Source organism: Streptomyces telluris (genome assembly GCF_024519335.1).
Taxonomy (GTDB): domain Bacteria; phylum Actinomycetota; class Actinomycetes; order Streptomycetales; family Streptomycetaceae; genus Streptomyces; species Streptomyces telluris.
In genome coordinates, this window is record NZ_JANIID010000001.1 from 213,753 (window position 1) to 233,555 (window position 19,803).

Annotated in this window: 17 protein-coding genes; 14 read left to right on the forward strand and 3 right to left on the reverse strand. The window is 74.8% G+C overall.

The genetic code is table 11. The features are described from left to right. Positions 1 to 2 precede the first annotated feature (2 nt). The 14 genes from NQU55_RS00930 to NQU55_RS00995 all read left to right on the forward strand — a co-directional run bounded on the left by NQU55_RS00930 (position 3) and on the right by NQU55_RS00995 (position 16,242). Positions 3 to 1,442, forward strand: a complete 1,440-nt coding sequence (locus NQU55_RS00930; protein ID WP_168094176.1) for a citrate/2-methylcitrate synthase — start codon at positions 3 to 5, stop codon at positions 1,440 to 1,442. Next, positions 1,439 to 2,629 carry an ATP-grasp domain-containing protein gene (locus tag NQU55_RS00935; protein ID WP_168094175.1) on the forward strand — a complete coding sequence of 397 codons (1,191 nt, stop codon included), beginning with the start codon at positions 1,439 to 1,441 and terminating at the stop codon, positions 2,627 to 2,629. The genes NQU55_RS00930 and NQU55_RS00935 overlap by 4 nt, the downstream gene beginning before the upstream one ends. Beyond that, positions 2,617 to 3,891 carry an MFS transporter gene (locus tag NQU55_RS00940; protein WP_168094174.1) on the forward strand — a complete coding sequence of 425 codons (1,275 nt, stop codon included), beginning with the start codon at positions 2,617 to 2,619 and terminating at the stop codon, positions 3,889 to 3,891. Before NQU55_RS00935 ends, NQU55_RS00940 begins: the two co-directional genes overlap by 13 nt. Beyond that, the gene (gene acnA, locus NQU55_RS00945; RefSeq protein WP_168094173.1) at positions 3,888 to 6,467 is read left to right on the forward strand and encodes an aconitate hydratase AcnA; all 2,580 of its coding nucleotides are present in this window, start codon (positions 3,888 to 3,890) and stop codon (positions 6,465 to 6,467) included. Before NQU55_RS00940 ends, acnA begins: the two co-directional genes overlap by 4 nt. Beyond that, complete coding sequence (locus NQU55_RS00950; protein ID WP_256789415.1) at positions 6,464 to 7,864, forward strand: DUF6025 family protein; 1,401 nt, start codon at positions 6,464 to 6,466, stop codon at positions 7,862 to 7,864. Before acnA ends, NQU55_RS00950 begins: the two co-directional genes overlap by 4 nt. Continuing rightward, entirely contained in the window at positions 7,861 to 8,961 is a 1,101-nt protein-coding gene (locus tag NQU55_RS00955) for a mandelate racemase/muconate lactonizing enzyme family protein (RefSeq protein WP_256789416.1), read from the forward strand. Before NQU55_RS00950 ends, NQU55_RS00955 begins: the two co-directional genes overlap by 4 nt. Position 8,962: 1 nt before the next feature. Continuing rightward, complete coding sequence (locus tag NQU55_RS00960; protein WP_168092202.1) at positions 8,963 to 9,922, forward strand: D-2-hydroxyacid dehydrogenase family protein; 960 nt, start codon at positions 8,963 to 8,965, stop codon at positions 9,920 to 9,922. A 98-nt stretch (positions 9,923 to 10,020) separates the two neighbouring features. Further along, positions 10,021 to 11,376: an LLM class flavin-dependent oxidoreductase gene (locus tag NQU55_RS00965; protein WP_308402188.1), complete on the forward strand. Its 1,356-nt coding sequence runs from the start codon at positions 10,021 to 10,023 to the stop codon at positions 11,374 to 11,376. Beyond that, positions 11,373 to 11,870 (forward strand): flavin reductase family protein, encoded by a 498-nt coding sequence (locus NQU55_RS00970; protein WP_256789419.1) that lies wholly within the window; start codon positions 11,373 to 11,375, stop codon positions 11,868 to 11,870. Before NQU55_RS00965 ends, NQU55_RS00970 begins: the two co-directional genes overlap by 4 nt. A gap of 3 nt (positions 11,871 to 11,873) precedes the next feature. Continuing rightward, the gene (locus tag NQU55_RS00975; RefSeq protein WP_168092201.1) at positions 11,874 to 13,115 is read left to right on the forward strand and encodes an ATP-grasp domain-containing protein; all 1,242 of its coding nucleotides are present in this window, start codon (positions 11,874 to 11,876) and stop codon (positions 13,113 to 13,115) included. Positions 13,116 to 13,309: 194 nt separating this feature from the next. After that, entirely contained in the window at positions 13,310 to 14,395 is a 1,086-nt protein-coding gene (locus NQU55_RS00980) for a polyprenyl synthetase family protein (RefSeq protein WP_168092200.1), read from the forward strand. Between the two features lie 260 nt (positions 14,396 to 14,655). Beyond that, positions 14,656 to 15,240, forward strand: coding sequence for an RNA polymerase sigma factor (locus NQU55_RS00985; protein ID WP_168092199.1), 585 nt, complete (start codon positions 14,656 to 14,658; stop codon positions 15,238 to 15,240). After that, entirely contained in the window at positions 15,237 to 15,956 is a 720-nt protein-coding gene (locus tag NQU55_RS00990) for a hypothetical protein (RefSeq protein WP_168092198.1), read from the forward strand. Before NQU55_RS00985 ends, NQU55_RS00990 begins: the two co-directional genes overlap by 4 nt. Positions 15,957 to 16,032: 76 nt before the next feature. Further along, on the forward strand, positions 16,033 to 16,242 hold the full coding sequence (locus tag NQU55_RS00995) for a hypothetical protein (RefSeq protein WP_168092197.1): 210 nt from the start codon (positions 16,033 to 16,035) through the stop codon (positions 16,240 to 16,242). A 55-nt stretch (positions 16,243 to 16,297) separates the two neighbouring features. Here NQU55_RS00995 and NQU55_RS01000 read toward each other — a convergent pair whose 3' ends face one another. The 3 genes from NQU55_RS01000 to NQU55_RS01010 form a co-directional block, all read right to left on the reverse strand. Next, positions 16,298 to 17,308 (reverse strand): SCO0930 family lipoprotein, encoded by a 1,011-nt coding sequence (locus tag NQU55_RS01000; RefSeq protein ID WP_168092196.1) that lies wholly within the window; start codon positions 17,306 to 17,308, stop codon positions 16,298 to 16,300. Between the two features lie 118 nt (positions 17,309 to 17,426). Further along, entirely contained in the window at positions 17,427 to 18,929 is a 1,503-nt protein-coding gene (locus tag NQU55_RS01005) for an NADH-ubiquinone oxidoreductase-F iron-sulfur binding region domain-containing protein (protein WP_256789421.1), read from the reverse strand. After that, positions 18,926 to 19,627, reverse strand: coding sequence for a hypothetical protein (locus NQU55_RS01010; protein WP_240976249.1), 702 nt, complete (start codon positions 19,625 to 19,627; stop codon positions 18,926 to 18,928). Before NQU55_RS01010 ends, NQU55_RS01005 begins: the two co-directional genes overlap by 4 nt. Positions 19,628 to 19,803 lie beyond the last annotated feature (176 nt).

The following is a 19,803-nucleotide window of genomic DNA, read 5'->3' on the forward strand; positions in this document are numbered from 1 at the left end:
ACATGAACAGCGTCGACCAGCTGATCGCGCACACCCTCAGGATCGACGAAGGCAGGATCACCGCCGACCTGGAGTACCAGTCCGTCCGGGAGTGGGACTCCCTGGGGCACGTGACGCTGATGATGGCCCTGGAGAACGCGTACGGCACCCCCGTGGACGACGAACTCACCCTGGAACTGCGGACGGTGGCCGCGATCCGCGCCTTCGCCGCCGGGCACGCGGGCCCCTCCGACGCCGGGGACGCGGGCCCGGCGCCCGCGGCGCAGGAGAAGCCCGCCGCACCGGCGGCCACGGCACCGGCACCGCAGCCCGGCCAGGCCGTCCGCCGCGGGCTCGAAGGCGTCAGCTTCGACCACACCACCATCACCCGCATCGACGGCGCCGAAGGCGTCCTGGAGTACCGCGGCTACAGCATCCACGACCTGGCCGAGCACGCCTCGTACACCGAGGTCGCCCACCTCCTCGTCCACGGCGGACTGCCCGACGCGCACGCCCGCGCCGCGTTCGAGAAGGAACTGCAGGCCCGCCGCGCCCTGCCGCCCGAGGTGCTCTCCCTCCTCCGCTCGCTCGCCCACGCCCACCCCATGGACGCGCTGCTCACCTGCCTGCCCGCCCTCGCCGCCTACGGGCCCCGGCGCGACGCCGCCGCGGACGAGACCTACGGGGAGGCGCTCGACGCGGGGATCACGCTGCTCGCCCGGATCCCCATGCTGGTCGCGGCCCACCACGCCGTCCGGGAGGGGCGCGAGCCGGTCCTGCCGGCCGAGGACGTGCCCGCCGTCGAGGCGTTCCTGACGGTGCTCCTGGGCGCGGCGCCCACCCCCGCGGCCGTCCGCTTCATGAACAAGGGCCTGATCGTCCACGCCGACCACAGCTCCAACGCCTCCGCGTTCGCCGCGCGCGTGGCCACCGGCTCCCGCGCGGGGATGACCGCCGCCCTCACCGCCGCCGTGGCGACGTTCGGGGGCTCGGTGCACGGCGGTGCGGCCGAGCGGGTCGTCCGCCTCATCGACGACGTCGGCGACCCCGCGAACGCCGGGGCCTACGTACAGGAGTTGCACGGCCGCGGCGAGCCCGTCATGGGCTTCGGCCACCGCGTCTACCGCACCGAGGACCCGCGGGTGCGCCACCTGCGCGCCACCGTCGCCGAGCTGAGCGCGGAGCGCGGGGACACCCGGGGCCTGGACATCCTCGACGCGGTCGCCGCCGCGATGGGCCCCTACGCCCGGCGTGGCGTCGCCCCCAACGTGGACCTGTACGCGGGACTCGCCTACCGGCTGCTCGGCCTGCCCGACGACCTGGCCGTGCCCCTGTTCGTCGTCGGCCGCACCGCCGGCTGGGTCGCCCAGGTGCTCGAACAGCACGCCAACAACGTGCTCATCCGCCCCCTGCTGAGCTACAACGGCCCCCGCTCGCGCCGCTACGAGGGAGGCGCCGCATGAGCCGCCACCTGCTGTGCATCGGCCGCTCCCGGCAGATGCACGCCAAGGCCCACCGCCTGGGCCTGCGCCTGAGCGTCGTCGCCGAGCTGTCCCGGGTGCGCACCCAGCGGGACCTGTCGATGTACGAGCGGATCGTCGCGCTGCCCGACACGGCCGGGGTGGCCGAGTGGGTCGCCGCCGCCCGCATGGTGCACGAGCACGACCCCGTGGACGCGATCGGCGGGTTCAACGAGGAGACGCAGGAGTTCGCCGCCGTCATCGCCGGCGCCCTCGGCCTGCCGTACCACGCGCTGGAGACCGTCCGCGCCACCCGCCACAAGCACCTGATGCGCGATGCGCTCCGGCGGGCCGGGGTCGACCCCACGCCGGCGCGCGAGATCGGCGGGCGCGACGACGTCACGGCCTTCGCGGCGGAACACGGCTATCCGCTGGTGGTCAAGCCGGTCGACGGCAGCGGCAGCGCGGCCGTCACCGTCGTCCGCTCGGCCGCGGACGTCCCCGCCCGGCTGCCCGAGGGGTACCGGATGCTCGCCGAGGGCTTCCTCGACGGCGCGGAGTACAGCGTCGAGGCGCTCTCCGAGAAGGGGGAGCACCGCGTCGTCTGCGTGACCCAGAAGTTCACCGACGACGCCACCCGGGTGGAGACCGGCCACTGCGTGCCCGCGCCCGTGGACGAGGGGCTGCGGGCGGCCGTCGACGCGTTCGTGCCGCGGGTGCTCGACGCCCTCGGCGTGACGGACGGGCCCACGCACACCGAGGTCATCGCCACGGCCGGCGGGCTGCGCGTCGTCGAGACCCACCTGCGGCTCGGCGGCGACCACATCGTCGAACTGGCCGAACTCGCCCTGGGCATCGACCTCGACACCGCCTGGATCCGGCAGGTCGCGGGGGAGACGGTCGTGCCCGACCTGTTCACCGAGGCGTTCCGCGCCGCCGCGATCACCTTCGTCACGCCCGCCGCCGCCGGCGTCCTGGAGCGCACGGAGGGCACGCAGGAGGCCGCCGCGCAGCCCGGCGTCGTCACCGTCGAACAGCTCCAGGAGCCGGGCGCGGTGCTCGGCGCGACGCTCACCAGCCAGGGCAGGGCCGCCTGCGTCATCGCCACCGGCGCGACCAGCGAGGAGGCCGTCGAGCGCAGCCGGGCGGCGGCCGGGAAGCTGAGGTTCGTGGTGGCATGCGCGGGGTGAACCTGGGCCGGCCCGGCACCTGGCTGCTCGGCGGCACCCTGGCCACCAGCCTCGGCGGCGGCATGCAGACCCTGGCCGCCGGAAAGCTGCTCTACGACGAGACCGGCTCGATCGCCGCCTTCGGCATCGTCCTGATCGTCGAACAGCTCCTCACCTTCACGGTCCCCCTGGTGGCGGGGCCGTGGGTGGACCGCGGCGACCCGCGGCGCATCTGCACCGCGATCGAGCTCGCCCGGGGGACGGCGCTCATCGCCATCGGGTGCGTCATGCTCTCCGGGCCGAGCCCCCTGGGCTGGATCATGGCGATGTCGCTGTGCATCAAGGCGGGGCAGCCCTTCTACCGGGGCGCCATGTTCTCCATGGCGCCGGCCGCCGTGCCCGGCGCGGCGCTGGGCACCTTCAACGCCTACTCGAACATCGCCCAGCAGGGCGGGGCGCTGCTCGGGGCCGCCGTGGCCGGAGTGATCATCCAGGGCTGGGGCGCCTCGGCGTGCTTCCTGGTGACCGGGGCCGGCTTCCTCCTGTCGGGCCTGGCCATCGCCGCCGCGCGGATGCCGCGGCCGGAGGCGGAACCCGCGGCGGGAAAGGGGGCCTCGGCGGGCTGGGGCCCGGTCGTCGCCCTGCTGCGCACGGAGCGGGGCTTCGCCCGCCACCTCCTCCTGGGCACCGCGGACAACATCGCCGTGGTGCTGTTCAACCTGCTGCTGTTCGCCCTGGTCGCGCGGCACTTCGGCGGCAGCGCCTACTGGCTGTCGGCCATGGACTGCGCCTTCGCCGTCGGCGCGATCTGCGCCGCGCCCGCCCTCGGCCCCCTCGAAACGAGGCTGGGGCCCAAGGGCGCGGTGCGGGCCGGTCTCGCGGGGCAGGCCCTGTGCTTCGCGGCCCTCGCGGCCGGGCCTGGCGGCCCCGTCGTGATCGGCCTGGCGCTCGTCCTGGGCGCCTGCAACACCGTCTCCTGGACGACGGTGACCACCGCCCTGCAGCTCAGGGCGGGCAAGGCGGTGCGCGGCCGGATCGGCACCGCCCGCAACCTCGTCACGGCGGGAGTATCGGCGGCCCTGGTGCCGGTCGTCTCCCGCCTGGAGCAGCGGTCGCTGGGCTTCGCCCTGCTGGCCGGTGCGGTCGTCGTCGCGGCGTACGTGCTGCTGGCGGGGGCCGTCGCGGGGGACCGGGGGACGCCCGGCGAGGACGGCGCGGCAGGGCAGGACGGCACGACACGTAACGAGACGTCGGGGGACGAGAAGGAAGTGACTGCCACGTGATCACCCGGGAGCAGCTCGCGGGACGCGACGCGCAGCTGTACAGCCTGCCGCGGTTCGCCGCCGGACACGGCGTGGACCTCGCGGCCGTGCCGTACACCGGACGCGTCCTGCTGGAGGCGCTGCTGCGCGCGGGCGAGCCCGAGATGGCGGCCCTCCTCGCGGGACGGCTGGCCGCGGGCGAGGAGGCCGGCCTGGAGATGGCCTTCCCGCCCGCCCGCATCCTCGTGCAGGACTACACCGGCATCCCGCTGCTGGTCGACCTGGCGGCGCTGCGCAGCCGCGTGGACCGGCCCGAGCGGGTCAACCCGGTGCTGCCGGTCGACGTGGTCGTCGACCACTCGGTCCAGGCCGACTGGGCGGGCCGCCCGGACGCGCAGGCCCGCAACGAAGCGCTCGAACACGCCCGCAACGCCGAGCGCTACGCCTTCCTGAAGTGGGCCCGCGGCGCCTTCGACGGTGTGCGGGTGATCCCGCCGGGCCGCGGCATCGTGCACCAGGTGAACCTGGAACAGCTCGCCACCGTCGTCGCCACCGGTGCCGACGGCCTGCTCTTCCCGGACACCGTCATCGGCACCGACAGCCACACCACCATGGTCAACGGGCTGGGCGTGCTGGGCTGGGGCGTGGGCGGCCTGGAGGCCGAGGCCCTGATGCTGGGCCTCGCCCAGCCGATCCGCATCCCCGCGATCGTGGGCGTCCGCCTCACCGGCACGGTCCGGCCCGGCGTCTCGCCCACCGACGTGGTGCTGACCCTCACGCGGCGGCTGCGCGAGGAGAACGTGCGCGGCCTGCTGGTGGAGTTCACCGGCCCCGGCATTGATGCGCTGTCCGCCGCCGACCGGTGCACCGTCGCCAACATGGCCCCGGAGTACGGCGCGATGGCGGCGTACTTCCCCGTCGACGCCGAGACGCTGCGCTACCTGCGGCAGACGGGGCGCCGTGACGAGGACGTCCGCCTGGCCGAGGCGTACTGCCGCCACCAGCACCTGCTGCGGGAGGAGGGCGGCCGCGGCCCCGAGCCGCGCTTCGGCCGCGTCGTCGACTTCGACCTCGGTGCCGTGCGGCCGAGCCTCGCCGGACCGAGCCAGCCCGACCAGCGCATCTCCATCCCTGAACTGCCGGACTCCTTCGCCCGGTTCCACGGCGGGCCGGTGCGCACCGCGAACGGCCTGAGCGACGGCGACGTCGTCATCGCCTCCATCACCTCCTGCACCAGCACGTCCAACCCGAAGGCCATGCTGGCCGCCGGCCTCCTGGCCCGGCGCGCCGTGGAGCGCGGCCTGACCGTCCCCGACCGGGTGAAGACGAGCCTGTCGCCCGGCTCCCGCGCCGTCACCCGCTACCTGGAGGACGCCGGGCTGCTTCCCCATCTGGAGAAGCTGGGCTTCCACGTCGCCGGTTACGGGTGCATGACCTGCAACGGCGGCAGCGGCCCCCTCAACGACGGCGTCGGGGAGACCGTCGACGCGCACGGCCTGAACGTCGCCGCGGTCCTCAGCGGCAACCGCAACTTCGAGGCACGCGTCCACAGCCAGGTCCGGGCGGGCTACCTCGCCTCGCCCGCGCTGGTCGTCGCCCTCGCCCTCGCCGGCACCGTCCGCACGGACCTGGAGAGCGAACCGCTGGGCACCGGCAGCGACGGCGAGCCCGTCCTGCTGGCCGACATCTGGCCGACCGGCGCCGAACTGGCCGCGCTGGAGGAGGAGTTCCTCACCCCCGAGCTGTTCGCCGCCGCCGAGGGGGACGACCCCGGCTGGGACGCCATCACCGCGCCCGCCGGCCCGGTCTTCCCCTGGGACGAGGACTCCACCTACATCCGGCTCCCCGCCTTCGTGGGCGCCGCCCGGCCCGCCCACGCCCCCGTGCGCGCCGCCCGCGCCCTGCTCGCCCTCGGCGACGACGTCAGCACCGACCACATCTCCCCGGTCGGCTCCATCCCGCAGGACTCGCCCGCCGGCGTCCACCTGCGCGAGCGGGGCGTGGCGGACTTCAACTCCTACGGCTCCCGCCGCGGCAACCACGAGGTCATGGCCCGGGGCACCTTCTCCAACCCGCGGCTGCACAACGCCCTGACCGGGCCCGGCGGCAGCGGCGGCACCACGCTCCACATCCCGAGCGGCGAACGGCTGCCCGTCCACGAGGCGGCCCGCCGCTACGAGGCCGCCGGCACCCCGCTGATCGTGCTCGCCGGGAAGAACTACGGCAAGGGCTCCTCCCGCGACTGGGCGGCCAAGGGCCCCTGGCTGCTGGGCGTACGGGCCGTCCTCGCCGAGAGCTTCGAGCGCATCCACCGGGCCAACCTGTGCGCCATGGGCATCCTGCCCCTGCTCCTCCCGGACGGTAGGAGCTGGGCCGTGCTCGGCCTCACCGGCCACGAGGAGTTCGCGCTGGAGGGCCTGGAGACCATGCGCGAGACCGGCACGGTGCGCGTCGTGGCCGGCGGCGTCGCGTTCACCGCCCGCGCCGAGGTGCACTCGACGGGGGAGTGGGACGTCCTCCTCGCGGGCGGCACCCTCCCCCACCTGCTCGGCCGGCTGGAGGCCGCCGGGCAGGAGGACGGCGGGGGAGCGGCATGAGCCGGGACATCCTCGCCGGGCTGGACCTGCTCGACGCCGCCGGCGCCGAGGCGCTCGCCGCCCGGACGCAGTCCTTCGCCCCCGTCCACCTCGGCACGCGCGACGTGCCCGTGGGCACCCTCCTGGACCTGATCCGCAAGGACGACGCCCTGCTGCCCCCGCGCACCGGGCACCTCGGCAACTGGGAGGACATCGCCCTCGGGCGCTCCGGGCCGATGGACTTCAACACCGCCATCTGCGGGCAGGGACACGGCTATCCGCTGATCTACGGCTTCACGCAGACCGAGACCGAGCCGGACGGCGACACCCCGGCCGGCGGCGACGCCGTCTACCTGCCCGGGTCCGTCGTCGACCGGGGCGGGCGGCGCGTCCTGCCGCTCCACACCTGGGACGGCCGGGCGCTCGTGCGCCGCGACCGCAGCCGCCCGCTGTTCTGCCCGCTCGTCAGCACCGAGCACGAGGGAAGCCTCGTCCCGCTGGCGGACCTGCACTGGCGCCGCATGCACACCATCGCCGGGTACCGCTTCGAGCTGGAGGCCTCCTCGATCGTCACGAACGCCGAGGCATTCACCGGCATGCTGACCCTCCTGCTGGAGGAGGCGGCCGCCGGCCCCGGCCCGCGGCGCGCCTTCGGCGAGCTGATCAGCCACGCCGTCCGGCTCGACGGCGAGGTCTCCCGCTGCGAGATCCGCCCCGACGGCCGCGGCTTCCTCCTCGCGGGCCACCGCTACGGCTCGGCCCGCGCCCTTGCGGAAGCGGCCCTGGAGCCCTTCCGCGCCCTGACCGGCCCGCAGGAGTTCCAGGACCGGCTGGGCACGCTGCCGCCCGTCCTGCCCGTGGTGTCCCACCTGCTGACCAGCGTTCTGACCGGGCTCTTCGGCACCCACCTGCCCGACGGGCCCGCCGGCCGCGACGAGGACCCGTTCGTCACCCACCTGCACTGGGGCGCGCGGGCGATGGCCGGCTGCCCGCCCCGCCGCGGCGGCTACTTCACCCGCAAGGCCACGGTCCGCGGGATGCGCGCCATCGCCTCCACCCTGCTGCGCTCCTTCCCCGGGGCCCGGCCCCTGTGCGTGGTGCTGCTGCCGGCGCCCGTCTTCATGCTCTGCCCGGCCGGCACGGACCCGCGCGACGCGGACCTGATGGCCGCGCTCCTGCGCACGGTCCGCGCGGCCCGGCCCGACGCCGCCTACGCCACCGCGACCGGCTGGCTGCAGGAGCACGGCGAGGGCTTCTCCGCGTACCTGCGCGGCCGGTTCCGCGACGGCAGCGGCGTCCCGCACGACGGGGTCCTGCGCGAGCCGTCCGTCCCCGTCGAGCCCGAAGGCTTCCGCGACCTCACCTTCCGCCAGGCCTCGGCGGTCGTGGGGGCCTTCGAGGAGGTGATCAACGCATGAGCACCAGCACCGCCACCAGCACCGCCCGCAGCACCGTCCGCAGCGCGAGCCGCAGCACGAGCGGGCCCGTGAACGGTCCCGCCGGCGGACCCGTGAAGGCCGAGCACCACACCCTCCGCGCCGCGCTCGCCGAGCCGTTCTCCAGCAACACCGGCCTGACCACCCACGTGCACCAGCAGGTGCTCGTGCTGCACTGGGAGGGCCTGACCGGATACGGCACCGCCCTCGCCGCCCGCCCCGGCGAGCTCGACGCCTGCCTGCCACTGCTCACGGACGCCTCCCCGCTCGCCCTCGCCCGCACCCTCGGCCGGCTGCACGCGGCAGGGATCCGCCCGGCCGTGGTCTCCGCCGTCGACATGGCCCTCCACGACCTCCTCGGCAAGCGCGCCGGGCTCCCGCTGCACGCCCTGCTCGGACTCGCCGGGCAGCCCCTCGCCCCGACGGCCCTGTCCATCGGCGCCGGCTCGGACGAGGAACTGATTCGCCGCGGCCGGGCCCTGGCCCACTGGCCCGTCCTCAAACTCAAGCTCACCCCCGAGGACGACGGCAGCCGCGCCGGGGTCCTGCGCGAGGTCTACGACGGGCGCATCTGGGTCGACGGCAACGGCTCCTGGACGCCCGAGCGCGCCGTCGAGGTCGCCCGCGAACTCGACCGGCACGGCGTGGAACTCCTCGAACAGCCCGTCCCGCCGGGCCCGGCCGACCGCCTGCGCCACGTCCACGAGAACGCCCCCTTACCCGTCGTCGCCGACGAGGACTGCACGGGCCCCGAGGACGTCCTGCGGCTGCGCGGCTGCGCCTCCGCCGTCAACATCAAGCTGACCAAGTGCGGCGGCCTGCGGCGCGCCCACGAAACCGCCACCCTCGCCCGGCGGGCCGGGCTGAAGGTGATGCTCGGCTGCAAGACCGAGAGCGCACTCGGTGTCACCGCCATGGCCCAGCTCGCCCCCCTGGCCGACCACCTCGACCTGGACGGCCACGTCGACCTGACCGACGACCCCTTCCGCGGCCTGCGGATCGACCAGGGGACGCTCCTGATGCCCGACGGCCCCGGCCTCGGCGTGACCGCAACAGACACCACCGATGGAGAGAGCTGACATGAAACTCCGCTGCGCCGTACTCGACGACTTCCAGTCCGTCGCGACCACCGTCGCCGACTGGTCGCCCGTCGCCGGCGACGTCGACGTCGTCTCCTTCCCCGAGCACTTCGCCACCGAGGACCAACTCGCCGCCGCACTCGCGGACTTCGACATCGCCGTCACCCTCCGCGAGCGCGTCCCCTTCCCGGCGTCCCTGTTCGCCCGGCTGCCCCGGCTGAAGCTTCTGATCGCCTCCGGCATGCGCAACTCCGTCATCGACTACGCCGCCGCCGAGCGGCACGGCGTGACCGTCTGCGGCACCGCCAGCTCCTCCACCCCGCCCGTCGAGCTGACCTGGGCCCTGCTCCTCGGCCTGGCCCGCGGCATCGTCCCCGAGGCCACCGCGCTGCGCCTCGGCGGCCCCTGGCAGTCCACCGTCGGCGCCGACCTGCACGGCCGCCGCCTCGGCCTGCTGGGGCTCGGGAAGATCGGCAGCCGGGTCGCCCAGGTGGGCCTGGCCTTCGGCATGGACGTCGTGGCCTGGAGTCAGAACCTCACCAAGGAGCGCGCCGACGAGGTGGGCACCGGCCTCGCGGCCTCCAAGGAGGATCTGCTGGAGTCCAGCGACTTCGTCTCCGTCCACCTGGCCCTGAGCGACCGCACCCGGGGCCTGCTGGGCGCCGCGGAGCTCGGCCTGATGCGGCCCACCAGCTACCTGATCAACACCTCGCGGGCCGCCATCGTCGACCAGGACGCGCTCGTCGCGGCGCTGCACGCCGGGAGCATCGCGGGCGCCGGCGTCGACGTCTTCGACGTCGAGCCGCTGCCGGAGGACCACCCGATGCGCAGCACGCCGCGCCTGCTCGCGACCCCGCACCTCGGCTACGTCTCCCGCAGCAACTACGCGACCTACTACGGCCACGCCGTCGAGGACATCCAGGCGTTCCTGGCGGGCTCGCCCGTCCGCCGCCTCGGCTGAGACGTCACCCGCCCGGCCCGGCCGGCCGCACGCGCGCCGGCCGGCCGCACCGCCCCACCTCTTTCCCTTCGCCCCACCCGTCCCACCGGAGCACTTCTGTGAGCATCAGCACGACTCGTCGCACGATGAACCTCGGTGCCTTCCTCCCGGCGCCCGGACACCACGTCGCCGCCTGGCGGCACCCCAACGCCCGCCCGGACGGGGGCCTCGACTTCGCCTACTACCGCTCCCTGGTGCGGACCGCCGAACGCGGCAAGTTCGACATGGTCTTCCTCTCCGACGGCGCCGGCGTCCGCACGCACTACAAGGACGCCGACGAGCTCAGCCGCCAGGGCCGCATGGTCCACTTCGAGCCGCTCACGCTGCTGTCGGCCCTGGCCGTGCACACCACACACATCGGGCTCACGGCCACCGCCTCGACCACGTACAACGAGCCCTTCAACGTCGCGCGGAAGTTCTCCTCCCTCGACCACCTCAGCGCCGGGCGCGCGGGCTGGAACGTCGTCACCTCGGTGACGGACGCCGAGGCGCAGAACTTCAACCTGGACCGGCAGCCCGCGCACGCCGCGCGCTACCACCGGGCGCGGGAGTTCATGGAGGTCGTCACCGGCCTGTGGGACTCCTGGGAGGACGACGCGTTCCTCTACGACAAGGAGTCCGGCCGCTACTTCGACCCCGCGAAGCTGCACGTCCTCGGCCACAAGGGCGAGCACTTCCAGGTGCGCGGCCCCCTCAACCTCGCCCGCTCCCCGCAGGGCCGGCCCGTCATCGTGCAGGCCGGCTCCTCGGGCGACGGCATGGACTTCGCGGCCCGGTGGGCCGAGGTCGTCTTCACCGCGCAGCAGACCCTCGGCCAGGCCCAGGTCTTCTACAAGGACGTCAAGGACCGGGTGGCCGGCCACGGCCGCAACCCCGACGACGTCAAGGTCCTCCCCGGCGTCTTCGTCGTGGCCGGCCGTACGCAGGCCGAGGCCGAGGACAAGTACGCCGTCCTGCAGGACCTCGTCGACCCCGTCGTCGGGCTCGGCCTGCTCACCGGCCTCCTCGGCGACGTCGACATCTCCCACCTCCCGCTGGACGGCCCGCTGCCCGAACTCCCGGCCACCGAGGGCTCCACGAGCCGGCAGCAGCTCGTCTACGAGCAGGCCCGCAGCCAGGGCCTGACCATCCGGGAGCTGTTCCTCTCCGTCGCCGGCGGCCGTGGCCACCGCTTCCTGCTCGGCACGCCGCAGACCATCGCCGACGAGCTCGAATCGTGGTTCACCGAAGGCGGCGCCGACGGCTTCAACGTCATGCCCGGCTACCTCCCGGACGGCCTCGACGACATCGTGGACCTCGTCGTCCCCGAGCTGCAGCGCCGCGGGCTGTTCCGCACCGAGTACGAGGGCACCACGCTGCGCGACCACCTCGGGCTGCAGCGCCCCGACTTCGCGCCCACCGGGAGCGGATCGTGACCGTCGACGCCACCACGCTGCGCTCGGTGCTCCGGGCCCACGCCTCGGGCGTCGCCGTCCTCACGGCGGCCACGCCGGCCGGGCCCGTGGGGGTGACCATCACCTCCTTCACCTCGCTGAGCGCCGAACCCGCCCTGGTCTCCTTCGCCCTGGCCGACTCCTCGTCGACGTGGGCGCGCATGAAGGACGCGCAGTGGTTCGGCATCCAGACGCTGGGGGCCGGCCAGGCCGGGCTGGCGGAACGGTTCGCCGCCAAGGGGGCCGACCGGTTCGCGCCGCCCACGCGCTGGAGCACCGGCCCCCACGGCGTACCGCTCCTGGAGGGCTGCCCGGCGCGGCTCGTCTGCTCGCGCCGCGAGGTGGTCCGGGCCGGCGACCACCACCTGGTCGTGGCCGCCGTCGAGCACGCCGAGCGCGGCGAGCCCGCCGACGGCCTGGTCCACCTGCACGGCGCCCTGCGCGCCGTCGGCTCCACCACACCCGCAAGGATCTGACCCGTGCACAAAGTCCTCCTCTTCTCCCGCCGCTCGCTCGGCAAGCGCCCCCTGCAGGAGTGGCTCGGCGCCACGGCGGGCGACGTCGTCCTGGTCACGCCCCGCAGCGCGGTCGAGGGCGCCGAAGACGTCGTCGAACAGCACTTCCTCGGCCACGCCGCGGTCGACTCCTACGACTCCTGGGCGGCCGACCGGGCGGCGGAGGCGGCCGCCCGCTCCTTCGGGGTCGGCCTCGTCGCCAGCACCAGCGAGGACGACGTCATCCGGGCCGCCCGGCTGCGCGAGCGGCTGGGCCTGCCCGGCCAGCACACGGCCTCCGCGCTCGCCTACCGGGACAAGGCCGTCATGAAGCGGTTCGCCCGGGACGCCGGCCTCGCGGTCCCCGGCTTCGCGCCCGTCGACGACGCGATGGACCTGCTGGACTTCATCGACGCCCACGGCTACCCGGTCGTCGTCAAGCCGCGCTTCGGCGCGGGCGCCGAGGGCGTCGCCATGCTGCACACCGAGGAGGACCTGGACGCGTTCCTCGCCCCCGCCGGCCGTCCGGCGGACTCCGGGGAGCCGTTCCTGCCCGGCCGGTGGATGGCGGAGGCGTTCGTCCGCGCACCCTTCTTCCACGTCGACGGCATCATGCGGGACGGCGCCGTCGTGCACTGCTGGCCGTCCCGGTACAGCGGTGGCATCGCGGAGCACCTGAAGGACGCGACCGGCTTCAGCAGCACCCTGCTCGCACCGGACGACGAACGCACCCCCCTCCTCATGGAGTTCGCGGCCGCCGTCATCGCCGCCCTGCCCCGCTCGGAGCAGACCACCGCCTTCCACCTGGAGGCGTGGATCGGCGACGACGGCCGGCCCGTGCTCTGCGAGATCGCCTGCCGCGCCGGGGGAGTGCTCATCGCCGACGCCTACGAGCGGGCCTTCGGCGTCCACCTGGCCAAGGAGGGCCTGCGCGCCCAGTGCGGCCTGCCGCTCACCCTCACCGCACAGCCCGCGGCTCCCGCCCCGGCGGTCGCCTGGGCCATCTTCCCGCCCGCCGAGGGCGTCTTCGCCCCTCCGGCCGGCCCCTGCCCCGTGCCGGGCGCCGAGCTGACCCTCCACCTCGCCGCGGGGACGAGGAGCGAGGGGATGCAGTACGCGGGAGAGTCCGCCGCGGCCGTCATGGTCACCGCGGACACCGCGAAGGAGGCGGGCGAACGGCTGAACGAGGCCACGCAGTGGTGGACCCTTGACGCACGCTGGACGTAGGAGCGCCGGCCCGCCGCGGCACCGGGGCCGCGGCGGGCCGGCCCGGCCGCGGTGTCCGGCGCCGGTCGCGCGCCCGCGCCCGGCGGCGCCGGCCCGCGCCGTCGAGCGCTCCGTGCACTCCCGGACGCCCTGCTGAACCGGCCCCTTCCGGTTGTACATTTGCGCTGGGACGCGACAGCGGAGGGGACCGCCTCATGTCGACCCTTGATATCGCGACCGCGCCGCTCGACCTGCCCGCAGTCCGCAGTCAGGTCGACGTCGTCCTGTCCGCGTTCCTGGAGGGCAAGGCGCGCGCCGCCGCCGCGGACGGCCACCCGGCCGTGGTCACCGAATTCCTCGGCACCTTCCTCTTCTCGGGCGGCAAACGGCTGCGCCCCCTGCTGTGCGTCATCGGCTGGCACGCCGCCGGCGGCCACGGCACCCCCGCCCCGACGCTGCGGGTGGCGGCCTCGCTGGAGCTGTTCCACGCCTTCGCCCTCGTCCACGACGACCTCATGGACGACTCCGCCACCCGCCGCGGGCGGCCCACCGTGCACCGCGCCTTCGCCGAGCGCCACCGGGCCGGCCGCAGCGCGGCCGCCGCCGACCGGCTCGGCAGCAACGCCGCCCTCCTGATCGGCGACGTCGCCCTCGTCTGGTCCGACGAACTCCTGCACACCGCCGGACTGCGCGCCGGCCGCCTCGCCGACGTCCTGCGGGTCGTCGACGCGATGCGCACCGAAGTGATGTACGGCCAGTGCCTGGACCTGCTGGCCACCGGCCGCCCCACCGCGAGCACCGCGCACGCGCTGGCCATCGTCCGCTGCAAGACCGCCAAGTACACGGTCGAACGGCCCCTCCACATCGGCGCCGCCATGGCCGGCGCGGGCCCGGCCTTCCGCGCGCGGCTGAGCGAGTACGCCCTGCCGCTCGGCGACGCCTTCCAGCTCCGCGACGACCTCCTCGGCGTCTACGGCGACCCGGCCGTCACCGGCAAGCCCCGGCTGGACGACCTGCGCGACGGCAAGCACACCACGCTCGTCGCCCTGGCCCTGGAGCGCGCCGACCGCGCCCAGCGGCGGGCCCTGCACGCCCTGCTCGGCAACCCGGACCTGGACGAGAGGGGCGCCGACCGGATCCGTGCCGTCTTCGCCGAGACCGGCGCCCACGCCACCGTCGAACGGCTCATCCAGTCCCGCTGCGAGCAGGCCGAGGAAGCCCTCGACCGCGAATCCTTCCCGCCCGCCGCGCTCGGCGCCCTGCGCCAGCTGGCCCGGGGCGCCGCCGCCCGGACCGCATGACGGTCCGAACACCGGTCGTACAGGCGAAGTTACGTTCCGTCAAGGTTTTTATGCGACGGACTGGACGCGCGGGGCCTCCGGGACGGCATGAGAAGTGAGAGCACGTGCTGCTCTCCCGGGTCCTCGGGGGGCACCGGGTCCGGACCGCTTCGGAAAGAAACCAGGGAAAACGTGATGTTCGACGGCACGGCGCCGACCGGCCGCCGCAGGGGGGCGACCCTCGTACGGCGCACAGAACAGCACCACGTGCGGGGTCCGGCGTGAGCGCCCGGCACGCCGTGCTGGGCACGGCCGCCAAGGATCAGCACTCGGTGGTCTACGAGTCCTTCGTCCTGCGCAAACGGGGCAGCTACGTGAACTGGTCCTACGTCAAGCTGTATTCGATGGAGGACGCCCGTGAGGCGGCGAACGAGGCCTTCTTCAAGCTCTACCTGCACTGGGACGACGCGCTGGCCAGCGCCAGCACCGATGCCTTCGCCTTCAAGATCCTCCGTGACGTCGTGGCCGACATACTACGAAAACGCGACCGCCGCCCCTGCGTTCCGGTCGGCCTCGCCTTCGAGCCCACGGTCAAACCCATCGCCGGCATCCCCAGCGAGGACGTCGACCAGATCCCCGTGCGCATGGAGGTGCACCGGGCCGTGGCCCGGCTCTCCGAGCGGCAGAACCTCTGCATCACCCTGCACTACTTCCTCGGCTACACCCCCGAGGAGATCGCCGACATCACGGGCCTTGCCGCCTCCACCGTCCGCTCCCACCTGGCGGCCGGCCGCAGCGCCCTGGCCGCGCTCCTCGACGCGCCCGCCGACGAACCGCCCGCACACGAGAAAGGCCACCACGGATGATCGACGACATCCTGCGCGGGACACAGATCCGGACCCCCGCTTACAGCAGCGAGCAGCGCGCCGAGGACGACCGCCTGCTGCGGGCCCGGATCGAGCAGGTGGAGCGGCGCCGCGCCCTCGCCGCCCGCGGCCCGGCCCACGACTGGCTGGTTCCCACCTCCCCGGAACTGGCCGACCTGCTCCTGCAGTCCGTCGGCGGCGAGGCCCTCGCCTCGCTGTGGAAGCTCAAGCGGCGCCTGCGCCGCGATCTGAAGGAGCTGTGCAGCCAGGTCGCCCAGGCGCCCGGTGCGGCCGAGCGGCTGGTGGAGTTCGCGGAGGCCGAGCGCCCGACCGACCCCGTGGGCGCCCGCGGCCTGGGCTGCCTGCTCTACCTCAACGGCTGTGAGGCGGGGGCGCGGTTCTGGTGGCGGTACGCCGCCGGCGCCGACGACGCCACCAGCGCCTACTGCCTCTTCCTGGAGGGACTGCTGCGCGACCGCCCCGGTGAGGCCGTCCACTGCTACCGCGAGCTGAACGCCGGCGGATTCCTGTGCGACGAGGACTGGGAGAGGCCCGCCGCCGGGGCGCCCGCGAACGCCTCGTGGCCGACGGCGATCAGCGAGCACATCCGCGAGGTCAACACCGGCTCGGGGCACGGGCAGGTGCCCATCCCCGAGGGCTACCTGGACGACGCCTCCCCGGCGGAACGCGACGAACTCCTCTGCCACCGCTGCTGAACGCCGCCGCCCGTGCCCTGCGGACCGTTGCGGGCCGCAGGGCACCGCCGTGCCGACCCCGGACCGAAGGACCGCCATGCCCCGATCACGCATCGTCCGACCCCGCATCCCCCGGCCCTGCATTCCCCGGTCGCGCAGGCTCCGGCGACGCCGGTTCCCGGCACCGCGGAAGCGCACCGGCCTGCGCCGCTTCGTCCGCACCCACCGCATCCAGATCGTCGGCGCCCTCCTGAGCGGCACCCTGCCCGCCGCGGCCGACTTCCTCGGCCCCTGGCTGGGGCGCTGACGCACGGGGGCGAGTGCCCGGCCCTGCGGAGCCGGGCGCCGGCCCTGCCCCCGTGTCAGGCCGCGGGGGCCGAAGTGACCTTCTTGCCCTGGTCGTTCACGGCGAACCACAGGCCCTGCTTGCCCTGTCCCGCGGTGTCGCCGGGTTTCTTGTCGCCCGTGAACCAGTAGACCGGCCAGCAGTCGACCGCCAGCTGCTCTGTGCCGTCCGGCCGGGTGACGGTGGTGATCAGCTTCTCCGGCACGCCGCGCACCGCGCTCTTCTCGACGGGCTCGGCGGGCTTCCACGTCTCCAGGCACGTACCGGTGCACGCGAACTTCATCGGCCAGGCGCTGTCCTTGGCGAACCGGTACAGGGTCCGCCCCTTGCCGTCCACCAGGATCTTGCCGAGGGCGGGGTTGTCGGCGACGGACACGCCCGCGGCGGCGGGCTTCCCGCCCTGCTCCTCGCCGTCCTTCGCCTTCTCCCCTCCCTGCTCCTGGTCCTTCTTCCCGTCCTTCTCCTCCTGCTTCGCGCCCGCCTTCTTGCCGTCCGGGGCGAACGCGCTCCACGTGCCGCCCACTCCCTGGCCCTTGGCGTCGCCGGGCGCGGTGTCCTTGGCGTAGCGGTAGACGGGCCAGCCGGCGAGCGTGAGCTGCTTGGTCCCGTCGGCGCGCACGACCTCCCCGACCTTCGCCCCGATCCCGGAGGCGGCGGTCGCGTCGCCGGCCGGCACGGGGGGCCAGGCCTTCGCGCAGTCGCCGTCGCACGTGGAGGCGGGCGGCTGCGCCGTGTCCTTGTCGAAGCGGTAGAGGGTCATGCCCGCGCTGTCGGCGACGACGGAGCCGATCCCCGGGGCCTCGCGCACCGTCATCTCCTTGGCCGGGGCGTTCTTCGCCTGCGTTTGCGAGGAGTCGCCGGAGCCGTAGCCACCGGCCCCGTACCCCCCGCCGATCTTGGAGGAGCTCCCGGCGGGGGCCTTGCCGTAGTCGTCCTTCGTGGACGAGTCACCGCCGCCGCAGGCCGCCGTGAGCATCATGACCGTGATCGCCGCTCCTGCGAGAGAGGCGTGACGCAGCTTGTTCATGAACCGTCCTTTGCTCGTGTTCCGGCGGTGAACCGCCGTTGCAGGGGGGATACGGAGCCGGTCCCTTCGTCCGCTCAACGGGACCGGAAATTTGTCATCCGGTGACAGAAAGCGGCGCTCAGCCGGAGGCGGCGATGCGCAGGGCGAGGGCGGGGCAGCGCCGCACCGCCCGCAGGGCCCGGCCGCGCATCCGCGCCGGGAGGGGCATCACGGCCCGCTCGGGGTAGCCGTCCGCGCCGAGCCGCAGCAGGCCGGGCAGCAGGTCCGCGCACAACCCGTGCCCCTGGCACAGCGTCCAGTCCACCAGCAGCTGCTCGGCGGGCGGCCGGGCGGAGCCGTCCGCCCGGGCCGGCGACACGGAGGTGTGCACGGCAGGCTCCTCGGGCAGCGGCAGGGCGCCGAGCGTCGGGCGGGCGCAGCCGTGCCCGAGGGCGTGGGCGGCGAACTCGTCGGTGAACACCGTGAGCGCGGAGGCCACGAAGCGGGCGGTACCGTCGGGGTGGGCGCAGGCCCCGCGCCGCTCGACCGCGGCCATCCGCGCGCGGGCCGCGTCCAGGGCGCGCTGCCCGCCGCCGTCCGCCGCGTCGGCCAGGGCGTCCGCGAGGGAGGGCAGGCCGAGGGCACAGGGCCCGCACTGCCCTGCCGACTGGGCCGCCAGCCACCGGGCCGTGCGGACCACTTCGCCCACGGGGCAGGTCGTCTCCGGCAGCGGCAGCACGGCTCCGGCGCCGAGGACGCCCCCGGCCGCGGCGAGCGAGTCGCGCGAGACGGTGGCGGACCGGGCGGCCTGCGCCGGAAGCCAACTGCCGTGGTAGCCGCCGACCAGGACGCCCTGGCCCGGCCCCGTCCGGCACAGGTCGAGGATGTACGTCATGGGCACGCCGGTCGGGGTCTCGACGACGTGGGTGCCGGCGACGGTCAGCATGACGGTGCCGGGCTCGGTGGGCAGCCCGCACGCGCCGTAGCCCGCGGCCCCGAGCCGCGCCGCGACGGCGAGCTGGGCGAAGGTCTCGGTGTTGGAGAGCAGGGTGGGGGAGCCGCCGAGCCCGCTCTCGCTGGTGCGGATCCGGCGGCCGGACGGCAGCGCGGGGCCGCCGTCGATGCCGCGGACGAGCGCGGAGCTCTCGCCGGTGACGAAGCGTTCGGGCAGCAGGGTCACGTCCGCCCGCGGCTCGGAGGCGTCGCGTTCGGCGATGGCGCGGTTCACCGACCGTTCGACGTCGGGGCGGGTCACGCCGACGGCCACGCGCCGGGCGCCGAGGGCCTTCGCCGCGAGCACGGCGCCGTCGAGGACGAGGTGCGGGGCGTAGAGCAGCAGGGCCGTGTCCTTCAGGCAGCCCGGTTCGCCCTCGCTGCCATTGACGACGACGGCGGCGGACGAGCCCTTGCGGTGCAGGGACGCGGCGACCGCGCGCAGCTTGCGGGCGAACAGGAAGCCCGCGCCGCCACGGCCCCGCAGGCCGGTCTCCTCGGCGAGCGCGGCGAGTTCGCCGGTGTCCAGGTCGGGGGCGGGGCCGTGCACGGACAGGTGGGCGTCCCGGTCCATCCACGCCGTCTCGTCCAGGCCGGCCAGGAGCCTCGGCGGCCCGACGGTGGCCAGTGCGGGCACGGTCCGGTTCACGATGCGCCTCCGCGGCTCCCGCGGCCCGCGCGTTCCTCGCGCAGCCGCGAGCGCATGCGCAGGGCCAGGGCGCCCGCCACCCCCGCCAGGCACAGCGCGTACGCCGCGGTGGCCCAGCCGGCCGCGGGACGGCCCGCGTGCAGCCCGTGCACCAGGGCCGCGCCCCAGGCCGGGTAGGCCGCCATGTGCAGGGCCCGCCACCGGCGCGAGCTGCCGACGCCGCTGAACGCGCTGCGGAACGCCCCGGTGACCGCGACGGCGACGAACAGGTAACCCGCCATCGTGCCCAGGCCGATGAGCAGTGGTTGCGTGTTGTCGGCGAACGGAACGGCCGCGGCCGCGGTACTGGTACGGTCCTCGGCAACCTTCACCCAGATGTGCAGGGCGAGAAAGCCGAGCCCGGCCACGGCCAGCCCGCGGTGCACGCCCTGGGCGAGGAGTCGGTGGGCCGAGCCCAGCAGCCGCCGGTCGGTTGCGGCCAGCCCCCACAGCACGGTGGAGGTGAGCGAGACGAGCGCGAGGACCCCCGCGCCGAAGTCGAGGAACTCCTGCGTCCGTTCGGCCACTCCGGCCCGGGCGGCGACGGCGAGGAGGAGCAGGATCGCCGCCGGAAGGGCGGGGCGGGCCGAGGGCCGCAGCTGCGGCCGGGCCCGCGCCCTCGTGGCCCGGGGTCGAGGAAGGGTTTGCATTCGCGACATGTGCATACGGGTCTCCGCCGAGCGGTCTCCGGTGCTTCCGGCGACCGCCCGTGTTCCTGAGAAATCCGGAAATCCCTCGCTTCGGCGATATCCGCCGGGAGGGCCCTTGTTGAATTCACACGGTGTGACCGGCCGGCCACGGGAAGCCCGGCGGCCGAATGTGCAGAAGCATCGTC